Here is a 19176-nt window from a genome sequence, read left to right on the forward strand (position 1 = left end):
TGCGGACGCCCGGCCCGCCGGGACCGGCCCGGAGGCCCCGGTGGGCCGGTTCGCCCCGGCGGGCCGGTTCGCCCGGGTGGATCCGCCGCGGACCGGCTCAGCCGCCGAAGACCGGCGCGACCGCCTTGACCAGCTGCTGGCCGCCCAGGACGGCGAAGAGCAGGGCCGTGATGCCCAGGGCGATGTTGGTGTGGAGCTTGTTGGCCCACTCCTTCGGGATCCGGCTGCCGTTGAGCAGTCCCAGCAGCGTGAGGGCGAGGAACGGCATGAACAGCGAGCCGAGGACGCCGTAGGCCAGGATCAGGCCGATCGGCTGCCCCAGGGCGAAGAGGACCATGGGCGGGAACGTCAGCCACAGCACGTAGAAGCGGAAGTACTTGCCGCCCACCCGGGTGTCGGGGTGGCCGGACTCCTTGCCGCGGATGTTGCCCCAGAAGTCCGCGAACATGAGGGAGACGCCGTTCCAGACGCCGATGATCGAGGAGAAGGAGGCGGCCCAGAAGCCGATGAGGAAGCCGGTGCCGACCACGTCGCCGTACTCCGCGCGCAGCACGGCGTAGAGGTCGAGCAGGCCCTCGTCACCGGAGCTGAGCGCCACCCCGGCGGAGCGGACCACCTCGGCGCCCACCACGAGCATGGCGATGACGAAGACCCCCGTCACGACGTAGGCCATGGAGTTGTCGATCCGCATGACACGCATCCACTTGGGCGTGTACCACCCCTTCTCGCGCAGCCAGTAGCCGTAGGCGGCCAGCGTGATGGTGCCTCCCACGCCCCCGGCGAGCGCCAGCGTGTAGAGCACGCCGCCCTCCGGGATGACGGGCACCAGGCCCGTCAGCATCTCGGGGACGTTGGGGGCGGCGATGACCGCCAGCCCCACCACGGTGACGAACATCAGGCCGACCAGGGCTGCGGTGACCTTCTCGAAGAAGGAGTACTTCCCGAACCACACCATGACGAAGCCGAGCAGCCCCATGATGATCGCCCAGGCCCACAGGGGCAGGACGGGGAACACCGCCGCGAGGGGCAGGGCCGCCGAGGACATCGCGGTGGCGCCGTAGACGAAGCCCCAGATCATGATGTACGGGCCGAAGTACCAGGTGGTCCAGCGGCCCAGTGACCGCCAGCCCTCGAAGATCGTCCTGCCGGTGGCCAGGGTGAAGCGCCCGGCGCCCTCCACGAGGATGATCTTGAGGATCACGCCGAGGATCACCGCCCACAGCAGTCCGTACCCGTACCGGGACCCGGCGACCAGGGTGGCGACCATGTCGGCGGCGCCGACGCCCGTGGCGGCGACCACCAGGCCGGGGCCGACGATCTTCCACTTGGCGGGCGCCCCGCCGTCGTCGTCCGTGCGGGCGCGGTGGGCCGCGAAAGACTTCTCGTTCGCTTCGCTCATGCTGGTTCCTCGTCAGATCGGTCCGTCGGGTGGCCGGGGCCGTGCCCCGGATCACCCTACCGGGCCGGTGCCGATCAGAGCTTGGCGAGGCGGTAGCCGGCTCCGCGCACCGTGACGATGCGCTCCGCGCCGAGCTTGTTGCGCAGGTAGCGGACGTAGACGTCCACCACGTTGGACGAGCCGTCGAAGTCGTAGCCCCAGACCTTGTTCAGCAGCTGCTCGCGCGTGAGCACCTGACCGGGGCTCTCGAGGAACGCCCTGGCCATGGCGAACTCCCGGGCGGAGAGCTCGACCTGCCGGTCCTCGAGCACCGCGCACCGGGTCCCGACGTCGAGGGCGAGCCCGCCGTAGCGCAGCCCGTCGTCGGTCTGCTCGGCCACCGCGCGGTCCCGGAGCCGGGCCCGGACGCGCGCCAGCAGCTCCTGGAACCGGAACGGCTTCGCGAGGTAGTCGTCGGCCCCCTGCTCCAGCCCCGCGACGGTGTCCTCGACCGAGTCGCGGGCGGTGCACATGATCACGGGGATCGAGAAGCCCAGGGACCGCAGCACCGAGAGCACCTGGAAGCCGTCCATGCCCGGCAGACCCACGTCGAGGACGAGCAGGTCGAACTCCCCGGTGCTCGCGTAGTCGAGGGCGCTCGTGCCGTCCTCGACCACGGTGGTCGTGTAGCCCGCGGCGCGCAGGCCCTTCTGGATGAAGCGCGCGATGCGCTCCTCGTCCTCGGCGATGAGGATGCTGGCCATGGGGTGCCTCTACTTCCTGGAGGGGGCGGGGCTGACGTCGGGACCGGGCACGGGGGCCGGGGACACCGCGGCACCGGACCCGGCGGCACCGGACGGGGGGACCGGGGCCGCGGCGGGCGGGGACTCCGGCAGACGGAGCGTGAACGTGGCGCCGCGGCCGGGGCTCGACCGCAGCCCCACGGTCCCGCCGTGCCCGTGGGCGATGGCCGCCACGATCGCGAGGCCCAGCCCGGAGCCCTCCACGGTGCGCCCCGTCTCGGCCCGGCCGAAGCGCTCGAAGATCCGCTGCTGGTCCTCCGGGGCCACGCCCACACCGGTGTCCCGGACCCACACCTCGAGGTTGCGCGCGGGGGCGTCCTCGCCGGGCGCGGCGGGCCCGGTGGCCCAGGCGGCGCCGAGGGCCACGAGGTCCCCGGGGGCGGAGAACTTCACCGCGTTGGCGGCGAGCTGCACGACCGCCTGGGTGAGCCGCTGCGCGTCGGCCACGACCTGCCCCTCGGCCCGTGCCTCGAGCTCCCAGCGCCGGTCCCCCAGCGCGCGCAGCCGGTCCATCGTGTCGTCCAGCCAGGCCGGGACGTCCACGGGGCCGGGGCGGATGAAGTCGGCGCGCTGGGCCTTGGCGAGCAGCAGCAGGTCCTCCACGAGGCGGTTCATCCGCTCGATCTCGTCGAGGAGCATGGCCCGGGTCTCCGCGACGTCGGCGGGGTCGTGCTCGTCCATCAGCTCGAGGTTGCCGTGCAGGATGGTCAGGGGGGTGCGCAGCTCGTGCGCGGCGTCGTCGAGGAACTGGCGCTGCTGGACGAAGGCCGCCTCGATCCGGCTGAGCATGCCGTTGAAGTTCACGGCGAGCTGGCCCACGTCCGAGTCGTCCTGCGTGACGGGCACGCGCCGCCCCAGGTCGTCCGGGCTGATCTGCTCCGTGGCCCGGCGCAGGCGGGTGATCGGTGCGGTGACCCGGCCCACCAGGACGTAGGCCACCAGCCCCGCCACGACCGTCGTGAGGGCGGCGATGCCGAGGTAGCGCCACAGCGAGTCCAGCACGATCCGGCGCTGGGCGCTCATGTCGAAGCCGACCACGAGGTAGCCCTGGCGCGGGTCCTCGTCCAGGACCACCGAGATGACGCCCAGGCGGAGGGTCCGGCCGTCCTGCTCGAGGTCGAAGACGACGGTCTGCCCGGGCCGGGCCCGCTCCACGGCCGCGGCGAGCGTGGCGGGGGCGTCGAGCTGGAACCGTGACCGGTCGGCGTGCTCGAACGCCGGCTCGCCGCCGACGAGCGCGAGGATGCTCTCGTGCTCCCCGGGCACCGTGGTGGTCATGAAGGTGTAGAAGAGCTGCGGCAGGTCCGTGAACGGCTCCTCGGCCGTGGCGTCCAGGTCCTCCGAGAGGGAGGCGTCCGGGCCGAGCGGCCCGCGCTGCGCGAGCCGCTGCAGCTCGCCCGCCTCCTGGACGATGTCCTGGCGCACGGACTCGTCGAGGTCCACCAGGCGCAGGTAGTGGGTGATCCCGCCCACGGCGAGGAGGGCGACGGCCAGGAAGGCGATGGTCGTGGCGAGCACCCGGCTGCGCACGGACCGCAGCTCCGTCCGCACCCTCTCCCACCGCGCGCCCGACATGCGCCCCAGCCTATCGACGGCACGTGAGAGGCAGATGAAGGAGGGGACGGGCCGTGCGGCCCGTCCCTCCTCCCGGTCCGGGGTCCTGCCCCCGGGCTCAGTACTTCTTGCTGCGCGGCTTGCGGAACGGCTTCTCGCCGTCCCGGTCGCCCGCGGAGTACCCGGAGCGCTTGCCCTGGTAGCCGCCGCGGGAGTCGTCGCCCCGGGCGCCGCCGCCGCGGCGGGGGCGGTCCTGGTAGGAGGACGAGGTGCTGCGGGGTCGGGTCCGGGCGCCGGCGCCCGGGCCGCGGTCGGCCTCGAGCTGGATGAGCTCACCGTTGATGCGCGTGCGGGAGAGCCGGTCCAGGGTGGAGGCGGGCAGGTTCTCGGGCAGGCCCACGAGGGTGTGGGTCGAGCGGATGTCGATCGCCCCGATCTGCTCGCCGCTCAGCCCGCCCTCGTTGGTGAGGGCCCCCACCACGGAGCCCGGCGAGACGCGGTGCCGGTGGCCGACGGACATCCGGTAGGTGGCCATGCCCTTCTCGGTGCGCGGCTCGCGGCGCGGACGGTCGTCGCCGTCCCGCCCCGGACGGTCCCGGTCGCGGGTGCGCTGCACCGGCTCGGGCAGCTCCTCCACGAAGAAGGGCCGCCCGTCCTGGGCCATCACGGCGATCGCGGCGGCGATCTCCACGGCGTCGACGTCGTGCTCGGCCTGGTACTGCTCGACGAGCTCGCGGAACTGGCCGAGGTCCTCGGACTCCATGGTGTCCGTGATCTGCTGGGCGAACTTGTCCTTGCGGGTCTGGTTCACGTCCTCCGTGGAGGGCATGCGCATGAGCTCCACCGGCTGGCGGGTGGCCTTCTCGATCGCGCGCAGCAGGTACTTCTCCCGCGGGGTCATGAACAGGATCGCCTCGCCGGAGCGCCCGGCGCGGCCGGTGCGCCCGATCCGGTGCACGTAGGACTCGGTGTCGTGCGGGATGTCGTAGTTGACCACGAGCGAGATGCGCTCGACGTCGAGCCCGCGGGCCGCGACGTCCGTGGCCACGAGGACGTCGATCTTGCCCTCGCGCAGGGCCTCGACCGTGCGCTCGCGCATGTTCTGCGGGATGTCGCCGTTGATCGCGGCGGCCGCGTAGCCGCGGGCCTTGAGCCGGTCGGCGACCTCCTCGGTGGCGGCCTTGGTGCGCACGAAGACGATGACGCCGTCGTAGTCCCCGACCTCGAGGATGCGGGTCATGGCCTCCATCTTGTGGGAGCCCATGACCTGCAGGTACCGCTGGCGGGTGTTGGTGCCCGTGGTGGTCTTGCCCTTGACGGCGATCTCCTGCGGGTCCCGCAGGTACTGCTTGGCGATCTTGCGGATCGCGGGGGGCATGGTCGCGGAGAACAGGGCGACCTGCTTCTCGACGGGCGTCTGCGAGAGGATCTGCTCGACGTCCTCGGCGAAGCCCATGCGCAGCATCTCGTCGGCCTCGTCGAGGACCACGTACTGCAGGTGGGACAGGTCCAGGGACCCCTTCTTGAGGTGGTCGATCACGCGGCCGGGCGTGCCGACGACCACCTGGGCGCCGCGGCGCAGCCCGGCCAGCTGCGGGCCGTAGGGGGAGCCGCCGTAGACCGGCAGGACGGTGAAGTCCTCGAGGTGGGTGGCGTAGGAGGAGAAAGCCTCGCCGACCTGGAGGGCGAGCTCGCGGGTCGGGGCGAGCACCAGGACCTGGGTGTCGCGGGAGACGCCGTTGACGTCGGAGAGCTCGGCGAGCCGGGACAGCGCGGGCACGGCGAAGGCCGCGGTCTTGCCGGTGCCGGTCTGGGCCAGGCCCACCACGTCCTTGCCCTGCAGCAGCACCGGGATGGTGGCGGCCTGGATGGGCGTGGGGTTCTCGTAGCCGACCTCGTCCAGGGTGGCGAGCACCCGGGAGTCGATGCCGAGCTCGGCGAAGGTGATGGTGTGCTCCTCGGCGGCGCCGGGGGTGCTGGGGGTGTCGACGGTCATGGAGAAGTGCCTCGTTATCTGTGCGGGTGGCGGCCCGGGAGCATGCCCAGGGGCGTCGGCCACGGTCGTGGTGTCCGGACGTCCCTGCCAACCACTTGGAGCCCCGCACGGGGCGGGAGCGTCGGACTCGGCGCGGCACGGGCCGCGGCCGAACACGATGCACGGACGGCATCGCGTTGCACGAGAAAGTGAGGGAGTGACCGGATTCGGTCCGTCCAGTCTAGCGCACGCGACGGCGCGGTCAGCCCCGGCGGCGCACCAGCACGAGGTGCTTCTCGTCACGCACCTCGGTGTAGCCGGCGCCGTAGCGCTGCCGGGCCCAGTCGGCCACGTCACCCGGCGGGTTGCCGCCCCACGCGGCCCCGAGCCGGTCGACCACCACGTAGTCGGGGGCGGGATCGCCCTCGGAACCCAGCCAGTGCACCTGCGCGCCGGGCACGAGGTGGTGCAGGAGGGTCAGGTCCGTGGCCACGCTCGCCCCCTCGGGGACGGCCGCGACGACCGCGGCCTTGGCGTCCGCCCGGGGGTCCGGACGGTAGGCGGCGGGGTCCACGAGGTCGGCCAGCGGGCGCCCCGGGACCAGCAGGAGCGCGACGACGAGCGCCAGTGCCGGCGCGGCCCGGGCGAGCCGCCGGAGGCGTCCGCCGCGCAGCCGTAGCACGGCGTCGAGCAGGGCGACGAGGACGACGGGCATGAGGACGGCGCTGTAGTGCCAGCCCGTGCCCCAGTAGCCGTGGTTCGGCGAGAGCATCCGCCAGAGCAGCGTGGGCAGCGCCACGAGCGCCAGCGGCGAGCGCACGGCGACCACCACGCCCACCGCCAGCACGGCCAGCCAGGTGAGCGCCTTCTGGCCCGGCAGCACCAGGGAGACCAGGGCCCCGGCGGGGTCGGCCGCGGCCGCCGCGAGGTCCAGCCGGTCCGCGTACGCGAACCGGCCGTCCGGGCTCAGGGCGGGCAGCACCACGGTCACCGCGAGCGCCGACCAGGCCGCGCCCCACGCGGCGAGGGCGAGCCCCAGCGCCACCGGGCGCCGGTCCCCGTTCGCCTCGCGGTGCGCCCGCCAGGCGAGCACCAGGCCGAGCACCGCGACCGTGACGCCCAGGTCCTCCTTGACGAACGCGACGGGGGCGGCCCACAGCGCGGCCGCCGTCCACCGCCGCTCCACCAGGCAGCCGAGGGCGAGGACCAGCAGCGGCAGGGCGAAGGCCACCTCGTGGAACTGCACCGCGACGGCCGCCTGCAGCCCGAAGCTGATCCCGTAGGCGAGCCCCAGGGCCGCGCCCGGGCCCGGGCCCAGCGCCCGGACCGCGAAGCCCGTCAGTGCCCCCGCGGAGACGGCTACGAGGACGTCCTGGACCAGGAGGAGGGTCAGCGCGGACGGGAACAGCGCGTAGACCGGCCCCAGCAGCACCAGGATCGGGTGGAAGTGGTCGCCCAGCAGGTTCGCGCCGTGGCCCTTGATGTGCACGACCGGGCCGTCCCCGGCGGCGTAGGACTTGGCGAGCTGGGTGAAGATCCCCAGGTCCCAGGACGGGACCTCCCAGCGGTGCCACTGGAGCAGAGACCACCACACGTACAGGACGAGCACGAGGAGCCCCACGCCCAGCGGCACCAGCCGCGCCCGCCCGGTGAGCGGCGCGGGACGGGCCGGCGGGGCGGCGCGGCGGAGCGCGGTGGCGGGCATGGCCTCCTCGGTGGCGGGGGGGCGCCGTCGGACAGGACTGCCATCATGGTCTCATGGCCGTCACCGCTCCCCCGCCCGCCCGCCGGCTCCCGGTGGCCCCGGACGCCGAGCTCGTGTGGGACCCCGAGGGCGCGCTGCACCTGGGCCAGACGCTCGGCGTGCTGGGCCGCGGCAGCGCCGATCCCCTGGTCCGGGTCGCGGCGCCCGACGCCGTGTGGGTCACCGCCCGGACGCCGGCGGGCCCGGTCACGGCGCTGTTCTCCCGCACCGGCGCCGGCCGGCCCCTGCAGCGGCCCGTGCGCGTGCGCGCGTGGGGACCGGGCGCCGAGCAGTTCCTGCTGGAGGCCCCGCGCTGGGCGGGCGCGGAGGACGCGTGGGAGCGGTTCGAGGCCTCGGACGCCTTCGGCGCGCTCCCCCACCGGCTGCGCGCCGCCCGGCACCACCACCCGGGGCTGCGGCTGCCCTCGACCGGCCGGGTGCTGGACCGCGCCGTGCTCTCGGTGCTCGAGCAGCGCGTCACCGTGCGCGAGGCCGTGGCGGCCCACCGGCAGCTCGTCCGGCGCCACGGCGAGCCCGCCCCCGGTCCGGCGCCGGAGGGGATGCGGATCGCCCCGACCGCCGAGGCGTGGTGCCGGGTGCCCGTGTGGGAGTGGCACCGGGCGGGGGTCGACGGCGCCCGGGCCGCGACCGTCCGCCGCGTGGCCGGACGGGCCGCCGCCCTGGAGCGCCTGGGCCGGGCCCCGCTGGACGCCGAGCTGCACCGGGGGCTGCGCTCGATCCCCGGCCTGGGGCCCTGGACGGTCGCGGAGATCGTCCAGTGCACGCACGGGGACCCGGACTCGGTCAGCGTCTTCGACTTCCACCTCGCGGACACGGTGTGCTGGTTCTTCGACCGGCGTCCCGGCGACGACCGCCGGATGCTGGAGCTGCTGGAGCCGTGGCGGGGCGACCGGCAGCGGGTGGTGCGCCTGCTGCGGGCCTCCGGCTTCCGCAAGCCCTCGTTCGCTCCGCGGCTGCACCCGGAGGACCACCGGCGCCGGTGAGCGCCGGTGGCCCTCCGGCGCGTGCCGGTGAGGACATCCTGTCCTTGCTGGCAGGGCCGCACCGGCGGGCGTTCAATGGAGCCATGACCACCGAACACGTGATCCAGGAGCCCCACGGCGTGGGCTACACCGAGCGGATGAACAAGCTGCGGGCCGGGGTGCTGGGCGCCAACGACGGCATCGTCTCGGTCGCCGCGACGGTCGTCGGCGTCGCGGGCGCCACCGCCAGCTCGAGCGCGATCCTCACCGCGGGCGCCGCCGCGCTCGTGGGCGGGGCCCTGTCCATGGCCCTGGGCGAGTACGTCTCCGTGTCCAGCCAGTCGGACTCGCACCGGGCCCTGATCGAGAAGGAGGAGCGGGAGCTCGCCGAGATGCCCGAGGCGGAGCTGCAGGAGCTCGCCGAGATCTACCAGGCCAAGGGACTCTCCGAGGGCACCGCACGGCGGGTCGCGGAGGAGCTGACCGAGCACGATGCCCTGGCCGCGCACCTCGACGCCGAGCTCAACATCGACGCGGAGGACATCGTCAGCCCCTGGAACGCGGCGGTCGCCTCCGCGCTGTCCTTCCTGCTGGGCGCCCTGCTGCCGCTCCTGGCGATCCTGCTGCCACCGGAGGAGTGGCGGCTCCCCGTGACCTTCGTCGCCGTGCTCGCGGCGCTCGCCCTGACCGGCTGGCTCGGGGCCCGTCTCGGGGACACGCCGCAGACGGGTCGCGCGGCCCTGCGCGTCGTCGTCGGCGGCGCCCTCGCCCTCGTCGCCACGTTCGCCGTGGGCTCCCTGCTCGGCGTCACGGGCCTCGTCTGAGCTGCTCCGGCACCCCCGGTGCCCCCGCGCCCGGGGCGCGGGGGCACGGGGCGGTCCAGGCACAACGACCCCGGGCCCCGCCTCACGGAGAGGCGGGGCCCGGGGCGGTGGTGCGGGAAGGGTCAGGCGTTGGGCGCGTCCTGGGACTGCTTGGCGACCTCGGCGCGGACCTCTTCCATGTCGAGGCCCTTGACGGCGTCGATGACCTGGTCGAGGGCGGAGGCAGGCAGGGCGCCCGGCTGGGAGAAGACCAGGATGCCCTCGCGGAAGGCCATGAGCGTGGGGATCGACGAGATCTGGGCCGACGCGGCGAGCATCTGCTGCTCCTCGGTGTCGACCTTTCCGAAGACGATGTCCTCGTGCTTCTCCGAGGCGGCCTCGTAGGTCGGTGCGAACTGCTTGCAGGGTCCGCACCACTCGGCCCACCAGTCGAGCAGGACGATGTCGTTCTCGGCGATGGTCTGGCCCAGGGTGTCCTGGGTGATGTCAACAGTAGCCATGCCCTCCAGCGTAGAGGCAGAGCCGTCCGGGGGCACAGGATTTCACTGCCGGCTCAAGACCGGACCGCGGGCGCGCACTAGACTGGGCGTCCGGGCCGGGCCTCCGGCGCGGGCTCCGGGACCGGCACGCCGGTCCGGGGCGGACCCCGTGCACGCCGAGGTGCGCCATGAACTTCGAGATCGGCATCTTCTCGCTGGGCGAGGTGGTCCCGGACCCCGTCACGGGCACCCGGCCCGACAGCCGCCAGCGCCTGCGGGACATCATCGAGCAGGCCGAGGCCGCGGAGCGCGCCGGGCTCACCGTGATCGGCGTCGGGGAGAACCACGGGACGGACGTGGTGGCGGCCTCCCCCGTGGTGCTGCTCTCCGCCATCGCCGGCCGCACCCACCTCCTGCGGCTCACCACGGCCGTCTCCGTGCTCACGGCCGGGGACCCGGTGCGGCTCTACGAGCAGATCGCCATGCTGGACAACATCTCCGGCGGCCGGGCCGAGATGATCGTGGGCCGCGGCGCCTCGCAGCGCGTGCTGCGCGCCCTGGGCCTGGAGCAGCAGGACCACGACGCCCTGTTCGAGGAGAAGCTGCGCCGGCTCCTCACGCTGCGGGAGACCAGTCCTTCGACCTTCGCCGGTCCGCTCGCCCGGGACGGCGTCGAGCTCGAGCTCGAGCCGCGACCGCTGCAGCCGTGCCTGCCGATCTGGCTGGGCAGCTCCGGCACGCCGGCCTCCGTGGCCCGCGCCGGCGCCCTCGGGCTGCCCCTCGCCCTGCTGCGCACCCACGGTCCCTTCGCCGGGGCGGTGCCCGTCGTCGCGGCCTACCGGCGGGCCCTCGAGGCGTCCGGCCGGGACGTCGGCACCCCGGTGGGCCTGAACGTGCCGGGCTTCGTCGCGCGCACCCCGGCGCAGGCCCGGGAGCTCAGCCACCCCTACTTCGCGGCGGGGGCCCGCAGCCACGGGCCCGTCGGGCCGGCGGATCCCCGCTGGTCCCGGGAGGAGTACGACCGGGAGTGCGGCCCGGACGGGACCCTCGTGGTGGGGGACGTGGACGAGGTGGTCGCCAAGATCGTGGCGCAGCAGCGCGCGCTCGGCCACCAGCGCCTCCTGCTCCGGATGGACGCGGGAGGCGTCCCGCACCACCTGGTGCTGGAGTCGATCACGCTGCTGGGCGCCGAGGTGGTGCCGCGGGTCCGCGCCGCCCTGGGCTGACCCCCGGTGACGGGACCCGGCGCTCGGGGCCGGGGACTCCGGCTCAGGCCGGCGCCGGGGACGCCGTGAGCACCACGTTCTTCCCCCAGAGGTCCTCGGTGTAGCAGCTGACGATGACCAGCCGGTCCGGGACGATGCGCCAGATGTCGCTGTCCTTCAGGGTGTTCTTGTCGTGGGTGACCACCGAGTCCACCACGTACTCCAGGGTCCCGGACCCGGTCTCCAGCTCGATCTCGCTGCCCACGAGCCCGGGATCGCTCAGCCGGTTGAACGGGGCGTCCCGGTCCTCCCAGCTGTGGCCGGTGATGTACGTGGTGTTCTCCGACCCCTCGCCCGGCATGCCGTACGGGGTGAGCCAGTAGCCGTCCAGGGTGTCCGGCGGGACCAGCAGCTCCGTGGCCAGCTCCTGCTCATTCGGCGTCAGCGGCAGGACGGTCACGTCGAACCGGGCGTCCTCGACGGTCAGCCGCACGGGGGCCGCCGCCGCCGGCCGGTCGGAGGTGGCCGCGGCCGAGGGGGTGCCCGTGGGCGCCGCGGTGGGGGGCGCCGCCGAGACGGCCTCCACCGGGGCGGTCGCCGTCGCGGCCGGGGAGCCGGTGTCCTCCGCGCCCCACGGGTCCGTCAGCAGGACCGCGGACAGGGCGGCCACGGCGCCGAGACCGCCGACGGCGGCCCAGCGCGTGCCCGCACGACGGCGCGGCGCGGTCTGCTGCTCGGGTGCGTCCATGCTCTGGTCCTCCGGGGGTCGGCGCGGGAAATGGCTGCGCCCTGGTGCCGCGCGAGCGCGGCACCAGGGCGGTCAGCGGTTCGGGATCAGGCGCGTGCGCGGCGCACCCGGAAGGCCACGGCCCCGGACACGGCCGCACCGGCGGCCAGCAGGCCGGCCAGCACGCCGGTGCTGAGCCCGCCCTCCTCGGCGGTCTGCATGTTGATGCCCTGGTTCACGCCGGAGTCGGTGCCGGTGCCGGCCCCGTCCTCCGAGTCGTTCCAGTCGTCGGAGTCGCCCCCGACGCCCAGGACGTCGCAGTTGCCCTGGAAGAGCGCCACGAGATCGGCGCCGTCCTCCATGAAGACCTCGCCCTGGGCGCGGGCGTCCACGGCGGCGGTCCGGAAGCCGGCCGCGGCGGCGGAGCTCGCCGCGTAGGCCTCGGCCACGGCAGGATCGCTGCTCGAGGCGGCGTAGGACTCCTGCAGGCGCAGGATCTCGGTCCAGGCGGCCTGCGCCCGGTCCATGGTGGCGTCGTTCACGACGGCGTCCTCCAGCACGGCCTGCTGGGTCTGGAGCTGGCCCAGGACCGCCTGGTCGGTGACGAGGGAGTTGAAGTGCGTGCCCGCGTCGTAGAGGTGGTCGGCGGCGGTGACCAGGTTGGTCACCGCGGTGCTGGCGGCGGGGGCCACACAGGTGTCGGCGTGGGCGGCGGGGGCGCCCAGGAACAGGCCTCCGGCCAGGACAGCAGCCGACGAACCCGCGGCCACCCACTTCTTCACAGCAGTCATATCGGTCTGTCTCCTCAATCATTCAGAACCCCGGGCCTGCCCCTGGGGTACCAGCGCGCGGCACAGTCCTTCCCAGCGTCCTCGGCGTGGCACACCGGCGGGAGCGCTGCGGGGTCGGTCGTGCTGCTGGTCATCCGGAGTAGGGGGTCCCGACGTGCCGGCTCGGGGAGTGCTGGCACGTGGCCGGATGATGCTGTCGCCTCAAGCTACAAGGATATTCATGTTCTTAGCAATTGTTAAGGCTGGAACGGCGCGGCGGCGCCTTCGGCGTGTCCCCGGATCAGGGGACTCGGGCGCGGAATTCCGCGCGGGCCGGGGGGCCTCCGGCACCCGCCCGGGCACCGCCTCGGCGCTCTCCTGGCGGCCGGGGGCGGCGGGGGCGTCCCGGCGGCGGGGGACGTGGTGACCCCGCCGTGGCCGGGGACGACGAAGGCCCCGGTCCGCGGACCGGGGCCTTCGTGGTGGAACTCGTGGCAGATGAGGGATTCGAACCCCCGTAGGCATTGCCAGCTGATTTACAGTCAGCCCCCTTTGGCCGCTCGGGTAATCTGCCGGGGTGCTCCCGCCGGCCCTTCCGGACCGGTGGTGGCCGCCCCCGCGTGCGGGAGCAGTTCAACAGTACAGAAGATCCGGCGCGATGCGAAATTGCCGGGGACGGCTCAGGCGGCGAGCCGCTCGCACACCTGCTGGAGGAACTTCTCCGCCTGCTCCGCGGTGATCTCGCCGTGGGTCACGGCGTCCGCGAGGTCCTCGGCGACGCCGATCAGCCGCTGCGCCGCCTGGGGGTCGAGCCGTTCGGTGGCCGAGGCCCCCGTGCCCGGTCGGGCCGGCGGCGCCGTCCCGTCGGCGGTCGCGGCCGCCGGTCCCAGCCCGATGCCCATCAGCAGGACCGCCGCCAGCGCGGTGGCCGCCACGGCGCTTCCGCGCCGGGTCCGCCCCGGGCCGGGCGTCACGTCGTCGTGACCCTCGGATGTGCTCATGCCGCCATCCTGGGAGACCGACCTGGACGGATCCTTGGGCGCAGGTCACGAAACGGTGACGGGGCCCTCCCCGGTAGGCTGGGACACAGTCCTGCGGGCCGCACGCCGCCCGTCCACCGTCCCAGCCCAGGAGGCAGCATGGCCAGCGATTCCTCGTTCGACGTCGTCAGCAAGGTCGACAAGCAGGAGGTGTCCAACGCCCTGAACCAGGCCCAGAAGGAGATCGCGCAGCGCTACGACTTCAAGGGCGTGGGCGCCGAGATCGACTTCTCCGGCGAGAAGATCCTCATGAAGGCGAACTCCGAGGAGCGCGTCAACGCCGTCCTCGACGTCTTCCAGTCGAAGCTGGTCAAGCGCGGCATCTCCCTGAAGTCCCTCGACGCCGGGGAGCCCTTCGCCTCCGGCAAGGAGTACCGGATCGAGGCCTCCGTGAAGGAGGGCATCGCCCAGGACCAGGCGAAGAAGATCACCAAGCTCATCCGCGACGAGGGCCCCAAGGGCGTCAAGGCCACCATCCAGGGCGACGAGCTGCGGGTGTCGTCGAAGTCCCGCGACGATCTCCAGGACGTCATCACGCTGCTCAAGGGCTCGGATCTCGAGGTGGACCTGCAGTTCATCAACTACCGCTGAGCTCGTCACGGGGGCGCGGCTCGCGCCGCTCCCCCGTGCGACGACGGAGCCGCCCGCCTCGCGAGGTGGGCGGCTCCGTCGTCGGCGGGCGGGGTCAGCGGCGGCCGATCCCCGCCATGCCCTCGAGCCGGGCCACACGGTCAGCGGTCGGCGGGTGGGTCCGGAACAGGCTGGAGGCGCCGCCGCCGCGGAACGGGTTGGCGATCATCAGGTGCGAGGTGTTGACGAGCTTCTGGTCGGCGGGGTTCAGCGGCCGGGCGTTCGTGCCCATCTCGATCTTGCGCAGGGCCGATGCCAGCGCGAGCGGATCGCCCGTGAGCTGCGCGCCGTCCTCGTCGGCGTCGTACTCGCGGGTGCGGGAGACCGCGAGCTGGATGACGGTCGCGGCGAGCGGCGCCAGGAAGGCCAGGAGCAGCCCCACGAGGGGGTTGCCGCGGTCCCCACCCCGCCCCCCGCCGAAGATGGCCGAGAACTGGAGGAACTGCGCGGCCGAGGTGATGATGCCGGCCACGGCCGCGGCGATCGAGGACGTGAGGATGTCCCGGTTGTAGACGTGCATCAGCTCGTGGCCCAGCACGCCCCGCAGCTCGCGCTCGTCGAGCAGCTGGAGGATGCCCTCGGTCACGCACACCGCCGAGTTCTCCGGGTTCCGCCCGGTGGCGAAGGCGTTGGGGCTCATCGTCGGCGCGATGAACAGACGGGGCATCGGCTGGTTCGCCCGCTGCGACAGCTCCCGCACGATGCGGTAGTAGCCCGGCGCCTGCTGCTCCGTGATCGGGATGGCGCGCATGGAGCGCAGGGCGAGCTTGTCGCTGTTCCAGTAGCTGTACGCCGTGGACGCCAGGCCGATCAGCGCGAAGACCCAGATGAAGACGCTGCTGCCCGTCCCGCTCGCCACGACCCACCCGATGGCCAGCAGCACCGCCCACAGGCCGCCGAGCAGCAGGACGGTCTTGAGCCCGTTGTTGTGGCTGTGCATCGCGGGTGCGGCTCCTTCATCGGGAACGGGGGTCTTCCGTTGGGCACAACGGCGCCGGCGGCGCCGGTCTTCCCGGGCCGGGCTACGCCCAGGGATCTCCCAGCCGGCTCCGGGCGTCCTCGTCGCCGGGCGCCGGAGGGATCGCCGCGGTCACCCGCCGGGGGTGGGAGGAGTGGCACCGCCGGCACCGGGCTCCGAGGACGGGGTCCCCGGCCCGGTTGCTCCGGTCGACGGGAGCTCCTCGGCCGGAGGCACCGTCGCCGGGGGCTCCGACGCCGGGGCCTCGGGGTTCACCGGAGCCGGGGTCTCGGCCGGGGGCTGTTCCGCGCCCGGGGACTCCGGGGCAGGGGTCTCTGGGGCAGGGACCTCCTCCGCGGGGGGCTCGGTGCCCGGGCTCTCGGTCACCGGCGTCCTGGGCTCGGTCGGCCCGGCGGCCGGGGGCTGCTCGACAGGGGCGTCCCCGGCCGGGCTGCCGCCGTCGTCGGCCGCGGGCCGGGGCGCTCGGCCGTCGTCCTGGACGCTCCCCCGGGTGGAGGGGGCCGCCTCGGTGCGACGGCCGGTCGACGCGCCGGCATCGGCGGCGGCCTCCCTTGCGCCGGCGGCCGGTCCGTCCGCCGTGGCCGCGGTGGTGATCGTTCCGCCGCCCGCCCCGGCGGTCCGTGCCTCGGCCGCGGCCTCGGTCAGGGGGCCGGGGGACGGCTCGGAGGTCGGCAGCGACAGCACCCCGCCGGCACCACCGGGCACCGCTGCACCGGCGCCGCGGGCCATGGTGGCCGCGCCGTCGTCCCCGGCGGAGGCCGCGGGTGCGGAGGCCGCCGGCGCGGAGGGGCCCGTCGCGCCGGAGCCGCCGAGGCGCCCCGTGGCCTGTGTCGTCCCGTCGCCGGGACCGCCGGAGCCGGTCACGGCGATCCCGGCCAGCGCCGCCGCGGCCGCCAGGGCCCCGGCGCCGAGCAGCACCTTCCGGCCCCGTCGGGTGACGTGGACGGCGGCGAGGGCCCCGCCGGCCACGTCGGTGCCCGGGGCCGCGCCGAGTCGTCCGGCGCTCATCCGTCCCGCGGCCCGGGCCAGCTCCACGAGCTCGTCGGTCCGGACGTCCCACAGCGGCACCCCGGCGAGCACGGGCAGCAGCCAGCCGCGCAGGCCTGCTTCGGTGTCCTGCAGATACAGGTGGTCGGCGGTGCAGCGCGGGCACTCGTCGAGGTGGTCCTGCACGGCCTCCGTCCGCTCGGCGGACAGGCCGCCGTCGGCGAAGGATCCGAGGTCGGCCGCGCAGTCCGCGCACCCGGGGAGGGTCGGCAGGTCCTGCCTGGCCCGGCGGTAGGCGGCCCGCAGCCCGGCGCGCGCCTCGAGGTGCAGCGCGGTGGTGGCGGCCGGGCTCAGCCCGAGCACCGCGGCCGTCCGCTCGAGCCCGAGGGCCTCGACCTCCAGGTGCCACAGCACGGCCTGCCACGAGGCGGGAAGGCCGAGATAGATGCCGGTGACCGTCCCGGCCGCGCTCTCCCGCTCCACGCCGGCCCGGCCCACGACGGCGACCAGCCGTGCCCGCAGGAAGACCCCCGGCCCGTCCTCGTCCTGCGTCTCCTCGCCGAGCTCCGCGAGGACCTGGTCGAAGGCCGTGCCCGCCAGCTGCTCCGCGTCCTGGCGGCTCGGCGTGTGGAGCCGGGCCACGACCACGGCGGTGTGCCAGTGCCGGTCCCGCAGGTCCGGGAAGGCGTCGGGCTGCTGCGCCCGCACCGCGGCGAGCAGCTCCTCGTCGGTGCGCGGGGTGCGCCCCTGGGCGAGCGGCTCGGTCGTGCGCGTCATGGGGTCTCCGTCGGTCTCGGGAACGCTCGGTCACCTTGCGGTGCGGGCGACCCGGGAGCGGTGCCGCAGGGCCGTGCCCCCGGCGAAGACGATGACGGCGCACGCCGACGGCGCGCGGTTCCAGAACTGTGGACCCCCCGGTCCCCCGAGCCCATGGTAGAGCGCCCCGGCGGAGCGCGGCACGCCGCTCCTGTCACGAGCCGTTCCCGTTCGTAACACAGGGCCGCCGGGAGCCGCGGGGTCGCCGGGCGACGCCAGTGCCCAGGGAGGGGCGGGCGGGGCGGGGCGCTCAGCGGTGGGGGCGGCCCTTCCCCTGGTCGGCGTGGCCGCCAGAGCGGCCGGGCGCCCCGTCCGACCCCCGCTGGTGCTCGCGGCCGTGGCGCCCCGAGTGCTTCCGCTCCCGGGACCCGTCCTCGTCCCAGCTCGTGCCGCGGTGTCGGGGCCCGCGCTCGGCGTACCGCACCCCGGGAGCGCCGGCCCCCTGCTGCGCGTGCCGGCGTCCGGGAGCGGCGTCCGAGCCCGTGGGGTCGCTGGGCGGTCCGGCCGTCCGGGCCGGGGGCGCCGGCGCCTTGAACGGCGCGGGGCTCGCGTCCACGACCGGCTGCGGGGTCAGCACCGACGGGACGGGCGAGGGGGTGCCCGCCTCCCGCGCCGGTGCGGGAGCGGTCGTGGGGGCGTCGGCCCTGCGGGCCGGCGGCGCGCTCCTCGGCGCGTCCCCGGACGACCCGTCCCGGGCAGCTGCGGCTCCATCGCCCGACGCCGCGCCGGGCGTCCCGGTCTCCGGGGCGCGGGCCCCGCCCGGCACGGACGCCGGCCGCTCCGCACCGGAGCGCGGCGGGGTGGCACCCTCGTCCCCGGACGGTCCCGGCACGCCGCCGGCGGCCGCCGCAGCGCCCGCGTCGTCACCGCTGCGGCCGGCACCGGACAGGTCGTCATCGCCGCGGTCGGCGTCGGCCACGAGGGCCGCGGCCTCCGGCCCGGCACCGTCCTGGGACACGCCGGCCGGGGCGTCGCCCGGCGCCTGCCCGGCCGTAGCCTCGTCCGACCCGGACGGGCTGCCGTCGCGCTCCGCCGCGGAGACCCCGACACCGGACTCGTCGTCGTCCTCCTGCTCCGCTCCGGCCGCAGAACCGTCCGCGCGCGGCTTCTCCAGGTCCTCGGCGGTGCGCGGCGCCCGCTCGGCGGCGAGGCTGTCGGCGGCCGGGACCGGGTCGCCCCCGCCGGACACGCCCACCGCGGCGACCGCCACGGCGGTCGCCAGGGCCCCGGCGCCCAGGAGGACCTTCGTCCTGCGGCTCGACCACGGCGAGGTTCCCGGCGCATCCTCCGGACGGGCACGGGAGGCCCCCGCGCCGACGGCGGCGACCCCTGCGGCGGCACCGGCTGCGGCACCAGCACCGGCCGGGGCTCCCGCACCGGCCGCGGCGGCGCCCGCTGCGGCCCCTGCTCCGGCGACCGCACCGGTCCCCGCGCCGGCGGCGGCGATGAGGTTGGTGAGCTCGAGGGACTCGGTGCCCCACAGCGGCAGGCCGGCCAGGACGGGCAGCGTCCACGTGCGCAGGCCCGTCCCGATGTCCTGTCGGCCCAGGTACTCGGCGGTGCAGCGGGCGCACCCGTCCAGGTGCGCCTTGACGTCCCGCCGGCTCCGCTGCCCGCGGGTGCCCCGGACGAAGTGGGGCAGCTCGGCGGAGAACTCCGCGCAGGCCGGTCCCGCCGCCCGGTCCGTCGCGGCCTGGCCGTAGAGCCCGCGGAGACCCCGGACCATGTCACGGTGCAGACCGGCGGCCGCGACCGCGCCGAGCCCCAGCGCCGCCGAGGCACGGCGGGCGCTCTGGCCCAGCACCTCGGTGCGCCAGAGGAAGCCCTGCCACTCGGCGGGCAGGCCGCTGAAGACCCGGACCAGGGACGCGGGGTCGGCGGGATCGTCCGGCAGCGCGACCGGCCGCGTGCCGCCGTCGGCCTCCCGTCCGACCATCCACACGACGAAGGCGCCGAGGAAGGCGCGGGGTCCGCCGCCCTCGCCGACGATCTGCTCGATCCGCCCGAGAGCCGCCGCGGCGACGCCCTCCGCCTCCTCCGTGCTGCCGGTCCGCGACCGCGCCACAGCGAGGGCCGTGCCGTGGTACCGCTCCCGCAGCACCCCGAAGGCGTCGGCGTCCCCGGAGTGGGCGGCGTCGAGGAGGACGTCGTCACGGAGCGCCTCCGGGTCGCCGGCGGGGCCGTTCGGACGGGCGTGGGCAGGACGCGTCATGTCTGTCTCCGTGGTGGTCGCGGTCGTTCGGGAAGAAAGAGCTCCGGGAACGTCCCGTCCGACCCGCGGG

The 19176-nt window shown here is 75.1% G+C and carries 16 protein-coding genes and 1 tRNA gene; 4 read left to right on the forward strand and 13 right to left on the reverse strand.

Annotated elements, in window-relative coordinates:
- Positions 1–97: 97 nt before the first annotated feature.
- The 5 genes from RF644_RS11860 to RF644_RS11880 all read right to left on the reverse strand — a co-directional run bounded on the left by RF644_RS11860 (position 98) and on the right by RF644_RS11880 (position 7415).
- A complete protein-coding gene (locus RF644_RS11860; protein WP_368796657.1) occupies positions 98–1399 on the reverse strand; it encodes an Nramp family divalent metal transporter in 1302 nt (433 codons plus the stop codon).
- Positions 1400–1473: 74 nt separating this feature from the next.
- On the reverse strand, positions 1474–2142 hold the full coding sequence (locus RF644_RS11865; protein WP_017834257.1) for a response regulator transcription factor: 669 nt from the start codon (positions 2140–2142) through the stop codon (positions 1474–1476).
- A gap of 9 nt (positions 2143–2151) precedes the next feature.
- The gene (locus tag RF644_RS11870) at positions 2152–3732 is read right to left on the reverse strand and encodes a sensor histidine kinase (protein ID WP_368796658.1); all 1581 of its coding nucleotides are present in this window, start codon (positions 3730–3732) and stop codon (positions 2152–2154) included.
- 121 nt (positions 3733–3853) lie between these two features.
- The gene (locus tag RF644_RS11875) at positions 3854–5731 is read right to left on the reverse strand and encodes a DEAD/DEAH box helicase (RefSeq protein WP_368796659.1); all 1878 of its coding nucleotides are present in this window, start codon (positions 5729–5731) and stop codon (positions 3854–3856) included.
- Between the two features lie 241 nt (positions 5732–5972).
- Positions 5973–7415 carry a DUF2079 domain-containing protein gene (locus RF644_RS11880; protein ID WP_368796660.1) on the reverse strand — a complete coding sequence of 481 codons (1443 nt, stop codon included), beginning with the start codon at positions 7413–7415 and terminating at the stop codon, positions 5973–5975.
- Between the two features lie 53 nt (positions 7416–7468).
- On the opposite strand from RF644_RS11880, the gene RF644_RS11885 reads away from it, so the two are divergent.
- On the forward strand, positions 7469–8458 hold the full coding sequence (locus tag RF644_RS11885; RefSeq protein WP_368796661.1) for a DNA-3-methyladenine glycosylase: 990 nt from the start codon (positions 7469–7471) through the stop codon (positions 8456–8458).
- A gap of 83 nt (positions 8459–8541) precedes the next feature.
- Complete coding sequence (locus RF644_RS11890; protein WP_368796662.1) at positions 8542–9261, forward strand: VIT family protein; 720 nt, start codon at positions 8542–8544, stop codon at positions 9259–9261.
- Positions 9262–9383: 122 nt separating this feature from the next.
- On the opposite strand, the gene trxA is transcribed toward RF644_RS11890, so the two are convergent.
- On the reverse strand, positions 9384–9761 hold the full coding sequence (gene trxA / locus RF644_RS11895; protein ID WP_035924949.1) for a thioredoxin: 378 nt from the start codon (positions 9759–9761) through the stop codon (positions 9384–9386).
- Positions 9762–9928: 167 nt separating this feature from the next.
- Here trxA and RF644_RS11900 point away from each other — a divergent pair, with 167 nt between their 5' ends.
- Positions 9929–10966, forward strand: coding sequence for an LLM class flavin-dependent oxidoreductase (locus RF644_RS11900; RefSeq protein WP_368796663.1), 1038 nt, complete (start codon positions 9929–9931; stop codon positions 10964–10966).
- 43 nt (positions 10967–11009) lie between these two features.
- On the opposite strand, the gene RF644_RS11905 is transcribed toward RF644_RS11900, so the two are convergent.
- The 4 genes from RF644_RS11905 to RF644_RS11920 form a co-directional block, all read right to left on the reverse strand.
- Entirely contained in the window at positions 11010–11693 is a 684-nt protein-coding gene (locus RF644_RS11905) for a sortase (RefSeq protein WP_368796664.1), read from the reverse strand.
- Positions 11694–11779: 86 nt separating this feature from the next.
- Positions 11780–12463, reverse strand: a complete 684-nt coding sequence (locus RF644_RS11910) for a hypothetical protein (RefSeq protein ID WP_368796665.1) — start codon at positions 12461–12463, stop codon at positions 11780–11782.
- 471 nt (positions 12464–12934) lie between these two features.
- Positions 12935–13016 (reverse strand) — tRNA-Tyr (locus RF644_RS11915).
- Between the two features lie 106 nt (positions 13017–13122).
- Complete coding sequence (locus RF644_RS11920; RefSeq protein ID WP_017832434.1) at positions 13123–13443, reverse strand: hypothetical protein; 321 nt, start codon at positions 13441–13443, stop codon at positions 13123–13125.
- Between the two features lie 138 nt (positions 13444–13581).
- On the opposite strand from RF644_RS11920, the gene RF644_RS11925 reads away from it, so the two are divergent.
- Positions 13582–14073, forward strand: a complete 492-nt coding sequence (locus RF644_RS11925; protein WP_017832435.1) for a YajQ family cyclic di-GMP-binding protein — start codon at positions 13582–13584, stop codon at positions 14071–14073.
- A gap of 94 nt (positions 14074–14167) precedes the next feature.
- Here the strand turns inward: RF644_RS11925 and htpX are convergent, their stop codons facing one another.
- The 3 genes from htpX to RF644_RS11940 form a co-directional block, all read right to left on the reverse strand.
- Entirely contained in the window at positions 14168–15052 is an 885-nt protein-coding gene (htpX, locus tag RF644_RS11930; protein WP_017832436.1) for a zinc metalloprotease HtpX, read from the reverse strand.
- Positions 15053–15202: 150 nt separating this feature from the next.
- Complete coding sequence (locus RF644_RS11935) at positions 15203–16855, reverse strand: zf-HC2 domain-containing protein (protein WP_368796666.1); 1653 nt, start codon at positions 16853–16855, stop codon at positions 15203–15205.
- 289 nt (positions 16856–17144) lie between these two features.
- Positions 17145–19106, reverse strand: coding sequence for a zf-HC2 domain-containing protein (locus RF644_RS11940; RefSeq protein ID WP_368796667.1), 1962 nt, complete (start codon positions 19104–19106; stop codon positions 17145–17147).
- Between the last annotated feature and the right edge of the window lie 70 nt (positions 19107–19176).

This window comes from Kocuria sp. CPCC 205258 (genome assembly GCF_040981005.1).
Lineage (GTDB): Bacteria > Actinomycetota > Actinomycetes > Actinomycetales > Micrococcaceae > Kocuria > Kocuria rosea.